The organism is Agromyces sp. NPDC058110 (genome assembly GCF_042884735.1).
Classification (GTDB): Bacteria; Actinomycetota; Actinomycetes; order Actinomycetales; family Microbacteriaceae; genus Agromyces.
In genome coordinates, this window is record NZ_JBHVTI010000001.1 from 161352 (window position 1) to 178241 (window position 16890).

General features: G+C 71.0%; 17 protein-coding genes and 1 tRNA gene. 15 read left to right on the forward strand and 3 right to left on the reverse strand.

Annotated elements, in window-relative coordinates:
• Nucleotides 1-90 precede the first annotated feature (90 nt).
• Genes ACFVS8_RS00790 through ACFVS8_RS00800 form a run of 3 tightly spaced genes read left to right on the forward strand, consistent with a single transcriptional unit; the run spans nt 91 to nt 1759 of the window.
• Nucleotides 91-894: a Pr6Pr family membrane protein gene (locus ACFVS8_RS00790; protein WP_387056695.1), complete on the forward strand. Its 804-nt coding sequence runs from the start codon at nt 91-93 to the stop codon at nt 892-894.
• 53 nt (nt 895-947) lie between these two features.
• The gene (locus ACFVS8_RS00795; RefSeq protein ID WP_387056696.1) at nt 948-1604 is read left to right on the forward strand and encodes a DsbA family protein; all 657 of its coding nucleotides are present in this window, start codon (nt 948-950) and stop codon (nt 1602-1604) included.
• Nucleotides 1601-1759: a hypothetical protein gene (locus ACFVS8_RS00800; RefSeq protein WP_387056697.1), complete on the forward strand. Its 159-nt coding sequence runs from the start codon at nt 1601-1603 to the stop codon at nt 1757-1759. Before ACFVS8_RS00795 ends, ACFVS8_RS00800 begins: the two co-directional genes overlap by 4 nt.
• 9 nt (nt 1760-1768) lie before the next feature.
• Here the strand turns inward: ACFVS8_RS00800 and ACFVS8_RS00805 are convergent, their stop codons facing one another.
• Nucleotides 1769-2248, reverse strand: a complete 480-nt coding sequence (locus ACFVS8_RS00805; protein WP_387056698.1) for an aminoacyl-tRNA deacylase — start codon at nt 2246-2248, stop codon at nt 1769-1771.
• 92 nt (nt 2249-2340) lie between these two features.
• Here ACFVS8_RS00805 and dusB point away from each other — a divergent pair, with 92 nt between their 5' ends.
• From dusB to ACFVS8_RS00855, 10 genes are all read left to right on the forward strand, one after another.
• A complete protein-coding gene (gene dusB, locus ACFVS8_RS00810; protein WP_387056699.1) occupies nt 2341-3498 on the forward strand; it encodes a tRNA dihydrouridine synthase DusB in 1158 nt (385 codons plus the stop codon).
• Between the two features lies 1 nt (nt 3499).
• Complete coding sequence (locus ACFVS8_RS00815) at nt 3500-4759, forward strand: deoxyguanosinetriphosphate triphosphohydrolase (protein ID WP_387056700.1); 1260 nt, start codon at nt 3500-3502, stop codon at nt 4757-4759.
• Between the two features lie 109 nt (nt 4760-4868).
• Complete coding sequence (dnaG, locus tag ACFVS8_RS00820) at nt 4869-6797, forward strand: DNA primase (protein ID WP_387056701.1); 1929 nt, start codon at nt 4869-4871, stop codon at nt 6795-6797.
• Nucleotides 6798-7095: 298 nt separating this feature from the next.
• Nucleotides 7096-8727 carry an ABC transporter substrate-binding protein gene (locus ACFVS8_RS00825; protein ID WP_387056702.1) on the forward strand — a complete coding sequence of 544 codons (1632 nt, stop codon included), beginning with the start codon at nt 7096-7098 and terminating at the stop codon, nt 8725-8727.
• Between the two features lie 91 nt (nt 8728-8818).
• Nucleotides 8819-9910 carry an ABC transporter permease gene (locus ACFVS8_RS00830; protein WP_387056703.1) on the forward strand — a complete coding sequence of 364 codons (1092 nt, stop codon included), beginning with the start codon at nt 8819-8821 and terminating at the stop codon, nt 9908-9910.
• Nucleotide 9911: 1 nt separating this feature from the next.
• Nucleotides 9912-10994: an ABC transporter permease gene (locus ACFVS8_RS00835; protein WP_387056704.1), complete on the forward strand. Its 1083-nt coding sequence runs from the start codon at nt 9912-9914 to the stop codon at nt 10992-10994.
• Nucleotides 10991-12679 carry a dipeptide ABC transporter ATP-binding protein gene (locus ACFVS8_RS00840; RefSeq protein ID WP_387056705.1) on the forward strand — a complete coding sequence of 563 codons (1689 nt, stop codon included), beginning with the start codon at nt 10991-10993 and terminating at the stop codon, nt 12677-12679. The genes ACFVS8_RS00835 and ACFVS8_RS00840 overlap by 4 nt, the downstream gene beginning before the upstream one ends.
• Complete coding sequence (locus tag ACFVS8_RS00845) at nt 12679-13536, forward strand: ATP-binding cassette domain-containing protein (RefSeq protein WP_387056706.1); 858 nt, start codon at nt 12679-12681, stop codon at nt 13534-13536. The genes ACFVS8_RS00840 and ACFVS8_RS00845 overlap by 1 nt, the downstream gene beginning before the upstream one ends.
• Nucleotides 13533-14486 (forward strand): D-isomer specific 2-hydroxyacid dehydrogenase family protein, encoded by a 954-nt coding sequence (locus ACFVS8_RS00850; protein WP_387056707.1) that lies wholly within the window; start codon nt 13533-13535, stop codon nt 14484-14486. The genes ACFVS8_RS00845 and ACFVS8_RS00850 overlap by 4 nt, the downstream gene beginning before the upstream one ends.
• A gap of 164 nt (nt 14487-14650) precedes the next feature.
• Nucleotides 14651-14726: transfer RNA gene (locus ACFVS8_RS00855), tRNA-Asn, on the forward strand.
• A 93-nt stretch (nt 14727-14819) separates the two neighbouring features.
• Here ACFVS8_RS00855 and ACFVS8_RS00860 read toward each other — a convergent pair.
• On the reverse strand, nt 14820-15164 hold the full coding sequence (locus ACFVS8_RS00860; RefSeq protein WP_387056708.1) for a gamma-glutamylcyclotransferase family protein: 345 nt from the start codon (nt 15162-15164) through the stop codon (nt 14820-14822).
• 56 nt (nt 15165-15220) lie between these two features.
• Between ACFVS8_RS00860 and ACFVS8_RS00865 the strand changes: the two genes are divergently transcribed.
• Nucleotides 15221-15928, forward strand: coding sequence for an AzlC family ABC transporter permease (locus ACFVS8_RS00865; RefSeq protein WP_387056709.1), 708 nt, complete (start codon nt 15221-15223; stop codon nt 15926-15928).
• Nucleotides 15925-16230 carry an AzlD domain-containing protein gene (locus ACFVS8_RS00870; protein ID WP_387056710.1) on the forward strand — a complete coding sequence of 102 codons (306 nt, stop codon included), beginning with the start codon at nt 15925-15927 and terminating at the stop codon, nt 16228-16230. Before ACFVS8_RS00865 ends, ACFVS8_RS00870 begins: the two co-directional genes overlap by 4 nt.
• Nucleotides 16231-16308: 78 nt before the next feature.
• On the opposite strand, the gene def is transcribed toward ACFVS8_RS00870, so the two are convergent.
• A complete protein-coding gene (def, locus tag ACFVS8_RS00875) occupies nt 16309-16878 on the reverse strand; it encodes a peptide deformylase (protein WP_387056711.1) in 570 nt (189 codons plus the stop codon).
• Between the last annotated feature and the right edge of the window lie 12 nt (nt 16879-16890).

Below are 16890 nucleotides of genomic sequence, written 5' to 3' on the forward strand. Positions count from 1 at the left end.
GGGGGGGCGACTGCGGGGGGGCGGTCGCCGCGCGGGGCCATCGCGGCACGGCGCGTCGACCGCACGCGGCGCTCGTCGTACGCTGACCCCGTGACCGACACGCGAGCGCCCGGAACCTCCCCGACGAACCGCCCCACGCACGGGCGGGCCTTCGCGCTCGCCTGGGCCGTGCTCAGGGTCGCGGTGGCGGTCGCGATCATCGCGGCGATCGTCGTCACCTACCAGGGTTCGAGCGGGTTCTGGCGCGCGGAGGCCTTCGAGGACCTCGTGACCCTGAACGTGAACTTCTTCAGCTACTTCACGATCGAGTCCAACCTGCTCGCGACGGTCGTGCTGCTCATCGGCGCCGGCCTGGCCGTGGCGGGGCGGCTGCCCGACCCGGGCTGGTTCGCGGTGCTCCGCGCGTGCGCGACCACCTACATGGCCATCACGGGCATCGTCTACAACCTGCTGCTCCGCGGCATCCCGGTGACGGGCGGGGGTGACTCGCAGCCGTGGACGAACGAGGTCATGCACGTCGTCGCGCCGGTGTTCCTCGTGCTCGACTGGCTGCTCGCGCCCGGGCGCCGTCGGCTCGAGTGGTCGCGCATCTGGGTGATCCTGGCGTTCCCGATCGTGTGGGTCGCCTACACGCTCCTGCGCGGCCCGCTCGTCTTCGACCAGGTGAAGGCCGTGCAGTCGTGGTACCCGTACCCGTTCCTGAACCCGGCGGTGCAGGCGAACGGATACCTCGGCGTCGCCTTCTGGGTCGTCGTGATCTCGTGCGCGTTCGCCGCGGTCGCCTCGCTCGTGGTCTGGGTCTCGCGGCTCGGCCGCCCCACGCCCGAAGGAGGCACGCGCGACGACGCGACGGCGTCGGCCGCGGCGTCCGATGCGGCATCCGACCCGGTCTGAATCGCGAACGCGGATCGGGAATACCCATGCATCCGCATCGGTTGCCCTTCACCGTGAGTGAACCCATCAAGATCGACATCTGGTCCGACATCGCCTGCCCGTGGTGCTACATCGGCAAGCGCCACCTCGAGGCGGGCCTCGAGGCCCTCGGGTCCGACGCGCCCGACGTCGAGATCGAGTACCACTCGTTCGAGCTCTCGCCCGACACCCCGCTCGACTTCGAGGGGTCGACGGTCGAGTACCTCGCCGAGCGCAAGGGCATGCCGGTCGAGCGCGTCGAGCAGATGCTCGAGCACGTCACGGGGGTCGCGGCGAACGCCGGACTCGACTACCACTTCGAGAAGGTCGCGCACACGAAGACCCTGAAGGCCCACGAGCTCCTGCACTTCGCGAAGTCGCAGGGCAAGCAGCTCGAGCTGAAGGAGCGCCTGCTCAAGGCGTACTTCACCGAGGGCGGTCGCGTGAACCGCATCGACGAGCTCATCGGGTTCGCGACCGACGTGGGCCTCGACGCCGACGCCGCGCGCGAGGCACTCGAATCGGGCCGCTACGCGAACGACGTGCAGGCCGACATCGCCCAGGCCGGTGCGTACGGCATCCAGGGCGTGCCGTTCTTCGTCATCGACGGCAAGTACGGCATCTCGGGCGCGCAGCCCGCCGAGGTCTTCTCGCAGGCGCTCGCGCAGATCTCGGGCGAGCGCGTCGCGTGAGCGACCCGACGCAGCAGGGCGCGCCCGCGGCATCCGATCTCCTGAACGGGACGACGGATGCCGCGGCGTCGCCGTTCACCATGATGGTCGGCGACCCGTCGGCGATGGTGTGCGAGGGCGACGTCTGCTTCGTGCCGGGGCTCCAGGCCGAGTAGCGCCCGGCGTTACTCGGGGTCGCTGAGGTCGGCGACCGTCGCACCCAGCGCGGCGATGAGCGCGTCGGCGTCGACGAAGAGGCTGCGGCCGTGCTCGCCCGCGCCCATCGACACCCGACGGCCGACGATCGTCTCGTCGATGAAGACGGGCCACGCGGTCGTCGAGCCGAGCGGGGTGATGGTGCCGCGCTCGTAGCCGGTCGCGGCGAGGGCGAGCGACGCATCGGGCAGCTGGAGCTTGTTGACGCCGACGAGCGCACGCAGCTTCGGCCACGAGATCTTGCGGCCGCCCGGCACGAGCGCGAAGAGGAAGGTGTCGTCGCTGCGCTTGACGACGAGCGACTTCACGATGTCGGCAGGCGTGATGCCGAGCAGCTCTGCGGCCTCCTCGAGGCTGCGGGCGGCCGGTCGCTCGATGATCTCGACGTCGAGGCCGCGCGCCTCGGCGTCGGCCAGCACCCGCTCCGAACCCGTGATCGTCTCGCCCATGTGCGTCCTCCCCAGGTGGTCTGATGGCGATCCTAGGCGGGCCGATCGGGCTCCGGGCGGGATGTCAGCGGATTCTGGGAGAATCGAAGGCGATGTCACTCACTTCCACGACCCCTGCGGCCCCGCTGACCATCGGCGGCCTCGAACTCGACGTGCCCGTCGTGCTCGCCCCGATGGCGGGCATCACGAACACGGCGTTCCGCCGGCTCTGCCGCGAGTTCGGCGCCGGCCTCTACGTCTCCGAGATGATCACGAGCCGCGCGCTCGTCGAGCGCACCCCCGAGTCGATGCGCCTCATCACGCACCACGAGTCCGAGACGACGCGCTCGATCCAGCTCTACGGCGTCGACCCGAAGACGGTCTCCGAGGCCGTCACGATGCTCGTCGCCGAAGACCGCGCCGACCACATCGACCTGAACTTCGGATGCCCCGTGCCGAAGGTCACGCGCAAGGGCGGCGGCTCGGCGCTTCCGTGGAAGACCGGGCTGTTCCGCGACATCGTCGAGGGCGCGGTCACGGCCGCCGGCGACATCCCGCTGACCGTCAAGATGCGCAAGGGCATCGACGCCGACCACCTCACCTACCTCGAGGCGGGCCGCATCGCCGAGGGCGCCGGCGTGGCGTCGATCGCGCTGCACGCGCGCACCGCGAGCGAGTTCTACTCGGGTCAGGCCGACTGGCCGTCGATCGCGAAGCTCAAAGAGACCGTCACGGGCGTGCCCGTGCTCGGCAACGGCGACATCTGGTCGGCTGAAGACGCCCTGCGCATGGTGCGCGAGACCGGGTGCGACGGCGTGGTCGTCGGTCGCGGATGCCTCGGCCGGCCGTGGCTCTTCGGCGACCTCGCGGCCGCGTTCCGCGGCGAGCAGACGAGCTTCCGCCCGTCGCTCGGGCAGGTCGCGCAGACCTTCCGCCGGCACGCCGAACTGCTCGTCGACTTCTTCGACGACGAGGCTCGCGGCTGCCGCGACATCCGCAAGCACGTCGCCTGGTACTTCAAGGGCTACCCGGTCGGCGGCGACCTCCGCGCCAAGCTCGCGACGGTCGACACGCTCGCGCACCTCGACGACCTGCTCGGCACGCTCGACTGGAGCATGCCCTATCCGGGCGAGGGCGCCGAGGGCCCGCGCGGTCGCGCCGGCACGCCCAAGCGACCCGCGCTGCCCGACGGCTGGCTCGACTCGCAAGAACTGGCGGGCCACGAGGCCGTGACCCTGGTCGACGCCGAGCTCGACACGAGCGGCGGCTGAGGTGGCGTCCGAGCGTCTGTTCGGCGGCTACCACGACCGCGACACCGAGCGCCTCCTCCCCGAAGAGCACACCAACCGCCGAAGCGACTTCGCGCGCGACCGCGCCCGCCTGCTGCATTCGAGCGCGCTGCGGCGGCTCGCGGCGAAGACGCAGGTGCTGAGCCCCACCGCGGGGCTCGACTTCGCGCGCAACCGCCTCACGCACTCCCTCGAGGTCGCCCAGGTCGGCCGCGAGCTCGCGTCGTCGCTCGGCCTCGATCCTGACGTCGTCGACACCGCGTGCCTCGCCCACGACCTCGGACACCCGCCCTTCGGCCACAACGGCGAGAAGGCGTTGAACGTCTGGGCCGCCGACATCGGCGGGTTCGAGGGCAACGCGCAGACCCTTCGCATCCTCACCAGGCTCGAGCCGAAGGTGTTCGACGCCGAGGGTCGCGGCTACGGCCTCAACCTCACGCGGGCGAGCCTCGACGCGAGCTGCAAGTACCCGTGGCCCGAGGCGACCTCGGTCGCCGACCCGAGCGGCCGCGCGAAGTTCGGCTTCTACCGCGACGACCTCGACGTCTTCACGTGGCTCAGGCGCGGCGCACCCGAGCGGCGACTCTGCATCGAGGCGCAGGTCATGGACCTCAGCGACGACATCGCCTACTCGGTGCACGACTTCGAAGACGCCATCGTGAACGGCTACATCGACGTCGCGAGCCTGGGGGAGCGCGTCGACCACGACGCGCTCGTCACGTCGATGTACGAGTGGATCGGCGGCGCGTACTCGCACGACGAGCTCATCGCGGCGTTCGACCGCCTCGACTCGCTCGACGGCTGGATGGACTCGTTCGACGGCAGCCGACTCGACCAGGCGAAGCTCAAGAACCTCACGAGCCAGCTCATCGGCAGGTTCGCCAGGGCCGCGACCGAGGCGACGCGGTCGGCCTTCCCGCTCGCGAGCCTCATCAGGTTCGACGCCGACGTGGTCGTGCCGCGCGAGGTGCAGGCCGAGATCGCCGTGCTCAAGGGCATCGTCGCGGCGTTCGTGATGTCGCGCAACAGCCGGCAGCCGATCTACACGCAGCAGCGCGAGGTGCTCGTCGAGCTCGCCGACGCCCTGCTCGCGACGGGCGATCGCGACCTCGACCCCGGATTCGCCGAGGACTGGGCCACGGCGGCCGACGACGCGGCACGTCGACGGGTCGTCGTCGATCAGGTGGCCAGCCTGACCGACCAGTCCGCCCTGGCCTGGCACGAGCGTCTCGTGCGCCGGTGACGCGTTCCTGCCTGCACCGGCCGAGTCGCACCCGACGGTCACGGCCCGGGCCCCGCCCGATCTGCCGTTCCCGGCCGAACCCCGCCGCCGGCGACTTAGGATGAGACCCATGGCCGGACGGATTCGACAGAGCGACGTCGATGAGGTGAAGGCCCGCACGAACATCGCCGACATCGTCGGCGACCACGTCAGCCTGAAGTCCGCCGGCGTCGGCTCGATGAAGGGCCTCTGCCCCTTCCACGACGAGCGCAGCCCGAGCTTCCACGTGCGACCCGCGCTCGGCTACTACCACTGCTTCGGTTGCGGCGAGTCGGGCGACGCCTACACGTTCCTCCAGCGCATGGACCACGTGTCGTTCACCGAGGCCGTCGAGCGCCTGGCGGGTCGGCTCGGCTACGAACTGCACTACGAAGACGGCGGCCAGGCCAGCGACCACGGCAACCGAGCGCGGCTGCTGGCGGCGAACCAGGCCGCCTCCGAGTTCTTCCTCGACCAGCTCGGCTCGGCCGAGGCCGAGGTCGGGCGCCGGTTCCTCGGCGAGCGCGGATTCGACGCGGAGGCCGCGCGCCGGTTCGGCGTGGGGTTCGCCCCGAAGAGCTGGGACGCCCTGACCAACCACCTCAAGGGCCGAGGGTTCTCGGCCGAGGAGCTCAGCGCCGCCGGCCTCGTCTCGCAGGGCGACCGAGGGGTCTACGACCGGTTCCGGGGGCGGCTCGTGTGGCCGATCCGCGACGTCACCGGCCAGACCGTCGGGTTCGGCGCCCGGCGACTGCTCGACGACGACAAGGGACCCAAGTACCTGAACACCCCAGAGACGGCGATCTACCACAAGGCGCAGGTGCTCTACGGGCTCGACCTCGCGAAGCGCGAGATCTCGAAGTCGCATCGCGTCGTCGTCGTCGAGGGCTACACCGACGTCATGGCGTGCCACCTCGCGGGCGTCACCACGGCCATCGCGACGTGCGGCACGTCGTTCGGCGTCGACCACATCAAGGTGCTGCGGCGCGTGCTCGGCGACGACTCCGGCGTGGGCGAGGTCGTCTTCACCTTCGACGGCGACGCCGCCGGCCAGCAGGCCGCGATGCGCGCGTTCGCCGAAGAGCAGCGGTTCGCCGCGCAGACCTTCGTCGCGGTCGCCCCCGACGGGCTCGACCCGTGCGACCTGCGCCTGGCCCGCGGCGACGGCGCGGTGCGCTCGCTCGTCGAGTCGCGCACGCCGCTGTTCGAGTTCGTGCTGCGGCACACGGTCGAGCGCTACGACCTCGAGACGGTCGAGGGGCGCGTCTCCGCGCTCCGTGCCGCAGCTCCGGTCATCGCCGACATCCGCGACCCCGCCATGCGCCCCGGGTACACGCGCGAGCTCGCGCGCATGCTCGGCGTCGAGCTCGGCGAGGCGACGCGAGCCGTGCGGCAGGCGCAATCGCGATCGCGCGACGGCGGCGGGTCGCGAGGCCAGGGCCAGGGGCGAGAGGGCGCCCGCGAGGCGGCGGGCGGTGCGGCGCAGCAGCAGGGGTCGCGCGTCGCGGTCGCCACCGGGCCGCAGGTTCCGGATGCCTCGGAGCGGCCGTTCTCGATCGTCGACCTGCCGAACGACCCCGCGACGAGGCTCGAGCGCGACGCGCTGCAGGCCATGCTGCAGTACCCGACCGAGACCGGCGACGACCTGCTGCGCCACGCGGTCGACTGCCGCTTCACGAACCCGTCGCTCGCGGTCGTGCGCGACGGCATCGCCTCGGTGCTCGCCTCCGAAGACGCGGCCGTGCGGGTCGATCGGGTGATCGGCGAGGTGCCCGCGCCGTTCCAGGGCGTCGTGCACCAGCTCGCGGTGGCCCCGGTGCCGCAGCGCAGCAACGCGGAGCTCACGGTCTACGTGCGCGGGGTCGTGAGCGCACTCGTCGACCGCGAGCTGCTGCGGCAGAAGTCCGAGCTGCTCGGGCGCCTGCAGCGCACCGATCGCGCCGACACCGAGACGTTCCAGGCGCTCCAGCGCGGACTCGTCGAGCTCGAGCGCGAGCGCCGCGCCCTCCGCGGCGACTGAGCACTCCTGCCTGACCCGCCGGCCCGGCCCGCCGGCCCCGCCTGCCCGGCCCGCCCCGCACGGCACGATCGGTGCGCGGCGACGCCGTGCCGCGGCATCCGCTTCGCCTTCGTGAACACTCCGATCGACCGGCGGAACAACGAGTCGATCACGGTGACGTTGCAGATCGATAAACATTCCGGCCCGACCGTCGAAGACCCTGCGGCGTTCGCGGCCCCGTGTGCTAGTCATGGGGAATACGCACACGCGACGCGGTTCTTCCGCGCCCGCGTTTCCTGACAGGAAGAGGTAGACGGATATGTCATCCGCATCCACGAACCGGCGCCGCACGCTCATCGCGGCCGCCGGTGTCTCGGTCGCCGCGCTCGCGCTGGCCGGTTGCACCGCGTCCTCCGGTGGCGGCGACGCGGCCGGCGGCACGCTGACCATCGGCACGACCGAGCAGGTCACCGCGCTCGACCCCGCGGGCTCGTACGACAACGGCTCGTTCGCCGTGATGAACCAGGTGTACCCGTTCCTGCTGAACACGCCGTACGGCAGCCCCGACGTCGAGCCCGACATCGCCGAGTCCGCCGAGTTCACCTCGCCGACCGAGTACACGGTCAAGCTGAAGCCGGGCCTGAAGTTCGCCAACGGCAACGACCTCACGGCCTCCGACGTGAAGTTCACGTTCGACCGCCAGGTCGCGATCGCCGACGAGAACGGCCCGTCGTCGCTGCTCTACAACCTCGAGTCCGTCGAGGCCGTCGACGACACCACCGTCGTCTTCCACCTGCTCAGCGAGAACGACCAGATCTTCCCGCAGATCCTGTCGAGCCCGGTCGGCCCGATCGTCGACGAGGACGTCTTCTCGGCCGACTCGCTGACCAGCGACGACGACATCGTCGCCGGCAACGCGTTCGCCGGCCAGTACGTCATCACGAGCTACGACTTCAACAACCTGATCTCGTACAAGGCGAACGCCGACTACGACGGCCTCCTGGGTGCCGCGAAGACCGACACGGTCAACGTGAAGTACTACACGGATGCCTCGAACCTCAAGCTCGACGTGCAGGAGGGCAACATCGACGTCGCGAACCGCACCCTCAGTGCGACCGACATCGAGGACCTCCGCGGCAACGACAAGGTGAAGGTCGTCGACGGCCCCGGTGGCGAGATCCGCTACCTGGTCTTCAACTTCAACACCATGCCGTTCGGTGCGACGACCGCCGAGGCCGACCCGGCCAAGGCCCTCGCCGTGCGCCAGGCGATCGCCGACCTGATCGACCGCGACGCGATCTCGGAAGACGTGTACAAGGGCACCTTCACCCCGCTGTACTCGTACGTGCCCGAGGGCCTGACCGGAGCCAACGAGGCGCTCAAGGGCCTCTACGGCGACGGCAACGGCGCACCCGACGCCGACAAGGCCGCCGCGACGCTCAAGGAAGCCGGTGTCACGACGCCGCTCGACATCTCGATCCAGTACGTGGCCGAGCGCTACGGCCCGTCGTCGAGCGACGAGTACGCGATCATCAAGGAGAACCTCGAGGAGAGCGGCCTGTTCACGGTCGACCTGCAGTCCACGGAGTGGGTGCAGTACTCCGAGGACCGCGTCGCGGACCTCTACCCGGCCTACCAGCTCGGTTGGTTCCCCGACTACTCCGACGCCGACAACTACCTGACGCCGTTCTTCCTCACGGAGAACTTCCTCGCCAACCACTACGACAACCCCGAGGTGAACGACCTGATCCTCGAGCAGGCCGTCACGGCCGACCCCGCTGCGCGGGAGAAGCTCATCGGCGAGATCCAGGACAAGGTCGCGGCCGACCTGTCCACGATCCCGTACATGCAGGGCGCACAGGTCGCGGTCGTCGGCTCCGACGTCGAAGGCACCGAAGACACCCTCGACGCGTCGTTCAAGTTCCGCTACGCGGCGCTTTCGAAGGGCTGATCCGACCGTCTAGGCTCGGTTGAAGCTCGACGACGGGGACGACTCGCACCAGCGGGTCGTCCCCGTTCCCCTTGCACCCCCGAAGGAACCCATGAGCACTGTCAACACCTTGTCCACGGCGGAGGGCCCGGCGATCCCGCGTCCCAAAGCCAAGGCGCAGGGCGGTGGATTCGCCCGCTACCTGCTGGTCCGCTTCCTGCTGATCTTCCCGACGATCTTCATCCTCGTCACCCTCGTCTTCTTCCTGATGCGCACCACGGGAGACCCGATCACGGCAGCACAGGGCGGTCGCCTGAGCCCGGAGGCGCTCGCAGAGCTGCGCGCCGCCGCCGGCTATGACCGGCCGCTGCTGATCCAGTACCTCGAGTACCTGGGCCGCATCGCCGTCTTCGACCTCGGAACGACGGTCACGACGAACCGCCCGGTGGTCGAGGTGCTCGCGACCTACGGCCCGGCGACCTTCGAGCTGGTGTTCTACTCGCTCATCGTCGCGTTCTGCGTCGGCATCCCGCTCGGCCTCGCCGCCGCGTACTACCGCGACAAGGCACCTGACGCGTTCTTCCGCGTGCTCGCGATCTTCTGGTACGCGATCCCCATCTTCTTCGCGGGCCTGCTGCTGAAGCTCGTCTTCGCGGTGTGGCTCAAGTGGCTCCCGGTCGCGGGCCGCGCGAGCGTGGGCGCCGAGCTGCAACTGCAGACGCTGCCCAACAAGACCGGGTTCTACACGATCGACGCCCTCATGACGGGCAACCCGGCAGTGCTCGGCGACGTGCTCGCGCACGCCGTGCTGCCCGCGATCGCGCTCGGCCTCCTCACGGCCGGCATCTTCCTCCGGCTCGTGCGCACCAACGTCATCGGCACGCTCTCGACCGACTACGTCGATGCGGCGCGTTCGCGCGGCGTCGCCGAGTCCCGGCTGCTGCGCAAGCACGCCTACCGGCCGGCGCTGATCCCGATCATCACGGTCATCGGCCTCCAGATCGCCCTGCTGCTCGCCGGCGCCGTGCTCACCGAGACGACCTTCGAGTGGAAGGGCCTCGGGTTCGCGCTGGCCGAGTTCCTCGAGTCGCGCGACTTCGTGGCCGTGCAGGGCATCGTCGTGCTGCTCGCGATCATCGTCGCGCTCACCAACTTCATCGTGGACATCATCGCCGCGTTCATCGACCCGCGAGTGAGGTTCTGACATGACTGCGACATCCGCGATGTCCGCCACTCCGGTGCCGAAGCGCCGGCTCCGCGACCGCCTGCCGGTCGTGCACCAGCTGCGTCAGAGCGTCGGCCTCCAACGGGGCATGCTCGTCGCCGGCCTCATCATGATGGGCGTGTTCATCCTGTCGGCCATCCTCGCGCCGGTGCTCGCGCCGTACGGGTACGCCCAGCGCAAGCAGGACGGCGCCTCGTTCGGCACGCAGCAGCCGCCCTCGCTCGAGCACCCGTTCGGAACCACCGTCGGCGGGTACGACGTGCTCTCGCGCGTCATCTGGGGCACCCAGACCGCGATCCTCGTGATCGTCGTCGCGGTGCTGCTCTCGATCTTCATCGGCGTCGCGCTCGGCCTGTACTCCGGCTACTTCGGCGGCTGGCTCGACCGGGTGCTCGTCGTCGTGTGCGACGCGATCTACGCGTTCCCGTCGCTGCTGCTCGCGATCGTGCTCTCGATCGTGATCTCGGGCGGCCAGTCCGACCTGTGGGGCGGCGTGCTCGCCGCTGCGGGCTCGATCACGGTCGTGTTCATCCCGCAGTACTTCCGGGTGATCCGGGCTGAGACGGTGCGCATCAAGGCCGAGGCCTACGTCGAGTCCGCGAAGGTGCTCGGCGCGTCGAACTCGCGCATCGTCTTCCGCCACGTGCTGCGCAACGCCACCCGAACACTGCCGCTCATCATCACGCTGAACTCCTCCGAGGCGATCCTCACGATGGCGGGACTCGGCTTCCTCGGCTTCGGCATCGAGCCGACGGCTGCCGCCGAGTGGGGCTACGACCTGAACAAGGCGCAGTCCGACGTCACGAGCGGCATCTGGTGGACCGCGCTGTTCCCGGGCCTCGCGATCGTGTTCACGGTGCTCGGCATCACGCTCGTGGGCGAGAGCCTGAACGACCTCGCCGACCCGCGCCTGCGCGGTCGACGCCGCGTGGCGAAGGCGGCGGGCCAGGTCGCCGAGACCTCGGTCGTGCCCGGCGGCACCCTGGTCGCCGGCCCAGGGGGCCTCACGGGCCTCGAAGACGGCGAGACGTTCGACGAGCACGGAATCGAGGTCAAGCGATGAGCACGGTGGTCGAGATCAAGAACCTCGGCGTCTCGTTCGCGACCGACGCCGGCGCGGTCAAGGCCGTCGACGACGTCTCGCTCACGGTGCGCCGCGGCGAGGTGCTCGCCATCGTCGGCGAGTCGGGCAGCGGCAAGACCGTCACGGCGAAGACGATCCTCGGACTCCTGCCCGAGACGGCCACGACGAGCGGTGCCGTCGTGCTGGCGAACCGGGCCGGCACGCACGAGAACGACGTCATCTCGCTCTCGAAGCAGCGCCTCCGCGACGTTCGCGGCACCGACGTCGCCATGGTCTTCCAGGAGCCGTCGACCGCGCTGAACCCCGTGTACACGGTCGGCTGGCAGATCATCGAGGGCCTGCGCGCCCATGGCGAGATCTCCAAGGCCGACGCGCGGGCGAAGGCCATCGAGATCCTCGGCCGCGTCGGCATCCCCGACCCCGAGGAGCGCATCGACCACTTCCCGCACCAGTTCTCGGGCGGGCAGAAGCAGCGCATCGTCATCGCGATGGCGCTCGTGCTCGAGCCGGGCCTGATCGTCGCCGACGAGCCGACGACCGCGCTGGATGTCACGGTGCAGGCCGAGATCCTCGACCTGCTGCGCCGGTGCCGCGACGAGTTCGGGGCCGCGATCGTGCTGATCACGCACAACATGGGCGTCGTCGCCGACCTCGCCGACCGGGTCGCCGTCATGTACCAGGGCAACCTCATCGAGGAGGCCCCGGTCGACCGGTTGTTCGCCGATCCGCAGCAGGACTACACGAAGGCGCTGCTCGCGGCCGTGCCGTTCGTCGGTCACGGCACGGTGCGGGCGGAGGCCCGTGCGGCCGCCCGCCCCGAGGGTTGGGCCGAGCAGACGCCGGTCGTGCGGGCGACGGGCCTCGAGATCGAGTACCCCGGCCGGTTCGGGCGCGCGGGCTTCAAGGCCGTGCAGGGCGTCGACCTCGTGATCCGTCCGGGCGAGGTGCTCGGCCTGGTGGGCGAGTCCGGATCGGGCAAGACCACGATCGGTCGCGCGATCGCCGGGCTCACGAAGGTCACGGGCGGGTCGCTCCAGGTGCTCGGCGCCGAGATGAACGGCATCCGCGAGCGCGAGTTCCGCCCCCTGCGCAGCCGCATCGGCTTCGTCTTCCAAGACCCGGCGTCGAGCTTCAACCCGTTGCTCACGATCGCCGAGTGCGTGGCCGAGCCGCTCATCATCCACGGGCGCGTCCGCGATGCGCGCACGGCGCGGCCGCGCGTCGACGAGCTGCTCGAGGCCGTGCAACTGCCGAAGTCGTACGGCGACCGCTACCCGCACGAGCTCTCGGGCGGCCAGCGCCAGCGCGCGAGCCTCGCCCGCTCGCTGGCGCTCGAGCCCGAACTGCTCATCGCCGACGAGCCGACCTCGGCGCTCGACGTGTCGGTGCAGGCCCGCGTGCTCGAGCTGTTCGCCGAGCTGCAGCGCGAGTTCGGGTTCGCCTCGCTGTTCATCAGTCACGACCTCGCCGTCGTCGACCTGCTGGCCGACCGCATCGCGGTGCTGTACCACGGCCGCCTCGTCGAGGAGGGAACCGGAACCGAGGTGCTCGGCTCGCCGCAGCAGCCCTACACGCAGCGGCTCCTCGCCTCGCTGCCGGTGCCCGACCCGGTGGCGCAGGCCGAGCGGCGCGAGCAGCTCCGACTTCTCCGGGAGGCGGACTGATGGCGCCGGCCGAGCACGGATACCCGATCGTCGTGAGCGACCTCTCGCTCGAGTACCCGGCGAAGGGCCCGAGCCCCGCGCACGTCGCGCTGCACGGGCTGAGCCTCACGATCGCGCCGGGGGAGGTCGTGGGCCTGCTCGGCAGCGCGGGCAGCGGCAAGAGCACGCTCGCGAAGGTACTGTCGGGGGCCGCGTTCGACCCGCGATCCTCCGACGCCCGGCCCGTGATCACGGGCGGGGAGGCCACGGTGCTCGGACACCGCCTGCGCGGGCTCCCGAAGCGCAAGCTGCCCGAACTGCAGTTCCACGTCGGGTATCTCGCGCAGGACGCCGGGTCGCGCCTCACCGCCGACCGCAGTGTCGCCGAGCTCATCGCCGAGCCGATCCTCGAGCGCGACCGTCGCTACAACCGGCGCGCCCTCGAGACCCGCGTGGCGACCATGCTCGACAGCGTGCGGCTGCCGCTCGGCTACCTCGAGAAGTACCCCTACGAGCTGAGCGGCGGGCAGCGCCAGCGCGTCGCGCTCGCGCGGGCGCTCGTGCTCGGCCCGTCGGTGCTCATCGCCGACGAGCCCACGGCCGGCATCGACCTGACCGTGCGCGACGCCGTGGCGCAGCTGATCGGCGAGCTCCGCGAACGCCAGCGGTTCTCGGCGCTGCTCATCAGCCACGACCTGCCGGTGCTCCGCAGCACGGCCGACCGCATCGCGGTGCTCGATCGCGGCAACCTCGCCGCGATCGGCACCATCGAAGAGGTGTTCCACGACCCGAGCCACCCGTACGTCGCCGCCCTCGCCGGTGCGCTCGACGACGGGCACGCGATCATCGACGAACTCGACGGGGGCCTGAGCCGGTGACGGATGCCGGCGGCGACGCGCCGCGGGTCGGCGCCGTGTCGGTGCTCCCGTACGCCGATCCCTCGGTGGTCGCCGCGGTGCGCCGCGCGGGCGGCGAGGTCGTGCCGCTCGGCGACGCCACGCGCGGGCTCCTCTGGGTGGCCGCCTCAGGGGCCGGCGAGCTCGACGACGCGCTGACGCGGCATCCGCAGATCGGCTGGGTGCAGCTGCCCTGGGCCGGCGTCGATGCGTTCGCGTGCACGCTCGCCCGGTTCCGCGACGACGGACGGGTGTGGACGAGCGCGAAGGGGTCGTACGCGCGCCCGGTCGCCGAGCACGCGCTGATGCTCGCACTGGCCGTGCTGCGCGAGGCGCCGCGGCGTGCGCGCGCGACGACCTGGGAGGCCGACGAGCGCGGGCGGAGCCTGTTCGGCCTGCGGGTGGTCGTCATCGGCGGCGGCGGCATCACCGAGGAGCTGCTGCGCCTGCTGGCGCCGTTCGGCGTGCACGCGACCGTGGTGCGCCGCCGCGCCGAGCCCGTCGCGGGCGCGGCCGCCACGGTGACCGACGCCGCGCTGCGCGAGGTGCTGGCCGACGCCGACCTCGTGTTCGTCGCCGCGGCACTCACCGAGCGCACGCGCGGCATGCTCGGCGCCGCTGAGCTCGCGGTGCTGCCCGACGGCGCGTTCCTCGTCAACGTGGCCCGCGGCGGCATCGTCGACACCGACGCGCTCGTCGCCGAGCTCGCGAGCGGCCGACTCGGGGGAGCCGGGCTCGACGTGACCGATCCCGAGCCGCTGCCGCCGGGGCATCCGCTCTGGAGCCTCGACAGCGCACTCGTGACGCCGCACGTGGCCGACACCGAGGCGATGACGGTGCCCCTGTTCGCCGAGCGCATCGAGGCCAACACCGCCGCGTTCCTCGGCCGCGGCGAGTGGATCGGCCGCATCGACCTGCACGCGGGGTACTGAATCCGGCGCGCCCGGCAGACGCTCAGCCACGGGAGGTAGGCTGAAATCGCGTCTGGTCTGGGACTCCGCTGCGGATCCACGACCTGCGCATTGTCGAGGGTCGCTCGAATTGGTGAGACGCGCGCTTCTTGCTAGAGTGAATCCGCTGCGAAACGCAGAACTGATCCTCCATAGCTCAATTGGCAGAGCAATCGGCTGTTAACCGATAGGTTCTTGGTTCGAGTCCAAGTGGGGGAGCCACCGAAGCCCCGCATCCTGCACGGATGCGGGGCTTCCTCCGTTTCCGGGCTGCTTCCGTCGCTCTGGCGCCGTCGCCGTGCGCGGGCGAGCGCCTCAGCGCGAGTCGTCGACCGCGAGGTACGCCCAGGCATCGAGCCCCGAGCCGAGCACGATCGCCGTGCGCACGTAGTCGTCGACCTCGTAGGCGTCAGTCGCGGCGAGCTCGACGTCGTCGAGTTCGAGGTAGGCGCCCTCGACGGCGTCATCGGGGCCGCCTCGACGGAGGATCGGATGCCGGTCCGACCCGCTCGTCGCGATGACCGCGGCATTCGTGATCCGCACCCAGTCGAGCCGGTAGCCCGGCAGCGTGTCGGCACGGGTGGGCACGGTGCGCCCGTACAGCGCAGCCTGCACGTCGGGCTGGCGAAGGGTGCCGTACGAGAACACGCGATGCGTCATGCCGGCAGCCTACGGGTGCGCGCGCGAGCACCGCACGGCTGGCCTAGGCTGACGGGATGCCCGAGAACGACGCGACCGATGCGTCGCGGAACGCCGTGATCCGCGACTCGCTCTCGGTCGGGCTCGCCACCGCCGCCTACGGCATCTCGTTCGGGGCGTTGTCGGTGGCATCCGGTCTCGACGTCTGGCAGACCATGTTCCTCAGCCTCGTGATGTTCACGGGCGGCTCGCAGTTCGCGCTCATCGGCGTGCTCGCCGGCGGGGGTGCGGCGTCGGCGGGCCCGGCGATCGCGGCCGCGGCGCTGCTCGGCGTGCGCAACGTCGTCTACGGCATGCGCATGAAGCCGCTCGTCGACCGCGGCGGGCCCGTGCGACGCGTCGCCGCGGCCTGGATCACGATCGACGAGTCCACGGCCGTCGCGCTCGCGCAGTCCGAGGACCGCACTGCACGGCTCGGGTTCTGGCTCACGGGCGGCATCGTCTTCGTCGGCTGGAACATCACCACCCTCATCGGCGCCCTCATCGGCGACGCGCTCGGCGACACGCGGGCGTGGGGACTCGACGCGGCCGCCGCCGCAGCGTTCCTCGGCCTGCTCTGGCCGCGCCTCAAGCGCGTGCAGGCCGGAGCGGTCGCCGTCGGCGCGGCCGTCGTCGCGACGATCGCGACCCCCGTGCTCGTGCCCGGGCTGCCGGTGCTCGTCGCCGCCGTGGTCGCGCTGATCGTCGGCTGGTTCGACCTGTTCGACCGCAGGAGGCCCGCATGACGACGTGGCACGTGATCCTCATCGCGTCGGCCGCGACGCTGGCGCTGAAGCTCGGCGGCTACGTCGTGCCCGCCGGGTTCCTCGAGCGCGAGCGTCCGGCGCGCATCGCCGACCTGCTGACGGTGGCGCTGCTCGCCGCGCTCATCGCCGTGCAGACGCTCGGCGCCGGGCAGGCGATCGTGCTCGACGCCCGCGTGCCCGCCGTCATCGTGGCCGCGGCGCTCTACGCCCTGCGGGTGCCGTTCGTGGTCGTGGTGATCGTGGCCGCGGCGGTCGCCGCCGGCATCCGCGCCTTCACCTGACCCCGGAGCGGATGCCGCGGGCGGCCGTCGCCTCGAGGTGCGCCGGCCCCCGCCATCCGTCGACCTGACGATGCCCGATCAGCCCTCGAGGTCGTCGACCCCTGGCATCCACGAGACGCCGGGCTCGCCCCAACCCACCTTGCGGCAGATCTTCGCGACGATGCGCTGTTCCTTGTCGGTGAGCCGGTCGGTGTAGAGCGTGCCGTCGAGGTGGTCGAACTCGTGCTGGAAGATGCGCGCGAGCCACCCCTCGGCCTCGATCTCGAACCGCTCGCCCTCGAGGTCGGTCGCCCGCAGGATCGCGCGATCGGCGCGTCGGAGCGGGAACCGCTCGCCCGGGAACGACAGGCATCCCTCCGACTCGAAGTCGGGATCGGGATGCCCGGGCTCGAGCGGCGTGATCCACAGCTCGGGGTTGATCGCGACGCCGCGCCACGACGCGCCCGCATCCTCGTCGGTCCACGTGAACGTGAAGATCCGCAACGGCACCCCCACTTGCGGGGCCGCGAGACCGACGCCGGGCGCGGCATCCATCGTCTCGTACATGTCGCGCACGAGTTCGCGGATCTCGTCGTCGATCGTCTCGACGGGGAGCGCGGGGGAGTGGAGCACCGGTTCGCCGGTGATGCGGATGGGAAGCACGGCCATTCGCCAAGGATA

Coding starts and splice junctions, on each gene's coding strand:
- ACFVS8_RS00805 (WP_387056698.1), bottom strand. CDS start 2,248: ATGGGCGAGACGATCACGGGTTCGGAGCGGGTGCTGGCCGACGCCGAG.
- dusB (WP_387056699.1), top strand. CDS start 2,341: ATGTCACTCACTTCCACGACCCCTGCGGCCCCGCTGACCATCGGCGGC.
- dnaG (WP_387056701.1), top strand. CDS start 4,869: ATGGCCGGACGGATTCGACAGAGCGACGTCGATGAGGTGAAGGCCCGC.
- ACFVS8_RS00825 (WP_387056702.1), top strand. CDS start 7,096: ATGTCATCCGCATCCACGAACCGGCGCCGCACGCTCATCGCGGCCGCC.
- ACFVS8_RS00830 (WP_387056703.1), top strand. CDS start 8,819: ATGAGCACTGTCAACACCTTGTCCACGGCGGAGGGCCCGGCGATCCCG.
- ACFVS8_RS00835 (WP_387056704.1), top strand. CDS start 9,912: ATGACTGCGACATCCGCGATGTCCGCCACTCCGGTGCCGAAGCGCCGG.
- ACFVS8_RS00840 (WP_387056705.1), top strand. CDS start 10,991: ATGAGCACGGTGGTCGAGATCAAGAACCTCGGCGTCTCGTTCGCGACC.
- ACFVS8_RS00845 (WP_387056706.1), top strand. CDS start 12,679: ATGGCGCCGGCCGAGCACGGATACCCGATCGTCGTGAGCGACCTCTCG.
- ACFVS8_RS00860 (WP_387056708.1), bottom strand. CDS start 15,164: ATGACGCATCGCGTGTTCTCGTACGGCACCCTTCGCCAGCCCGACGTG.
- ACFVS8_RS00865 (WP_387056709.1), top strand. CDS start 15,221: ATGCCCGAGAACGACGCGACCGATGCGTCGCGGAACGCCGTGATCCGC.
- ACFVS8_RS00870 (WP_387056710.1), top strand. CDS start 15,925: ATGACGACGTGGCACGTGATCCTCATCGCGTCGGCCGCGACGCTGGCG.
- def (WP_387056711.1), bottom strand. CDS start 16,878: ATGGCCGTGCTTCCCATCCGCATCACCGGCGAACCGGTGCTCCACTCC.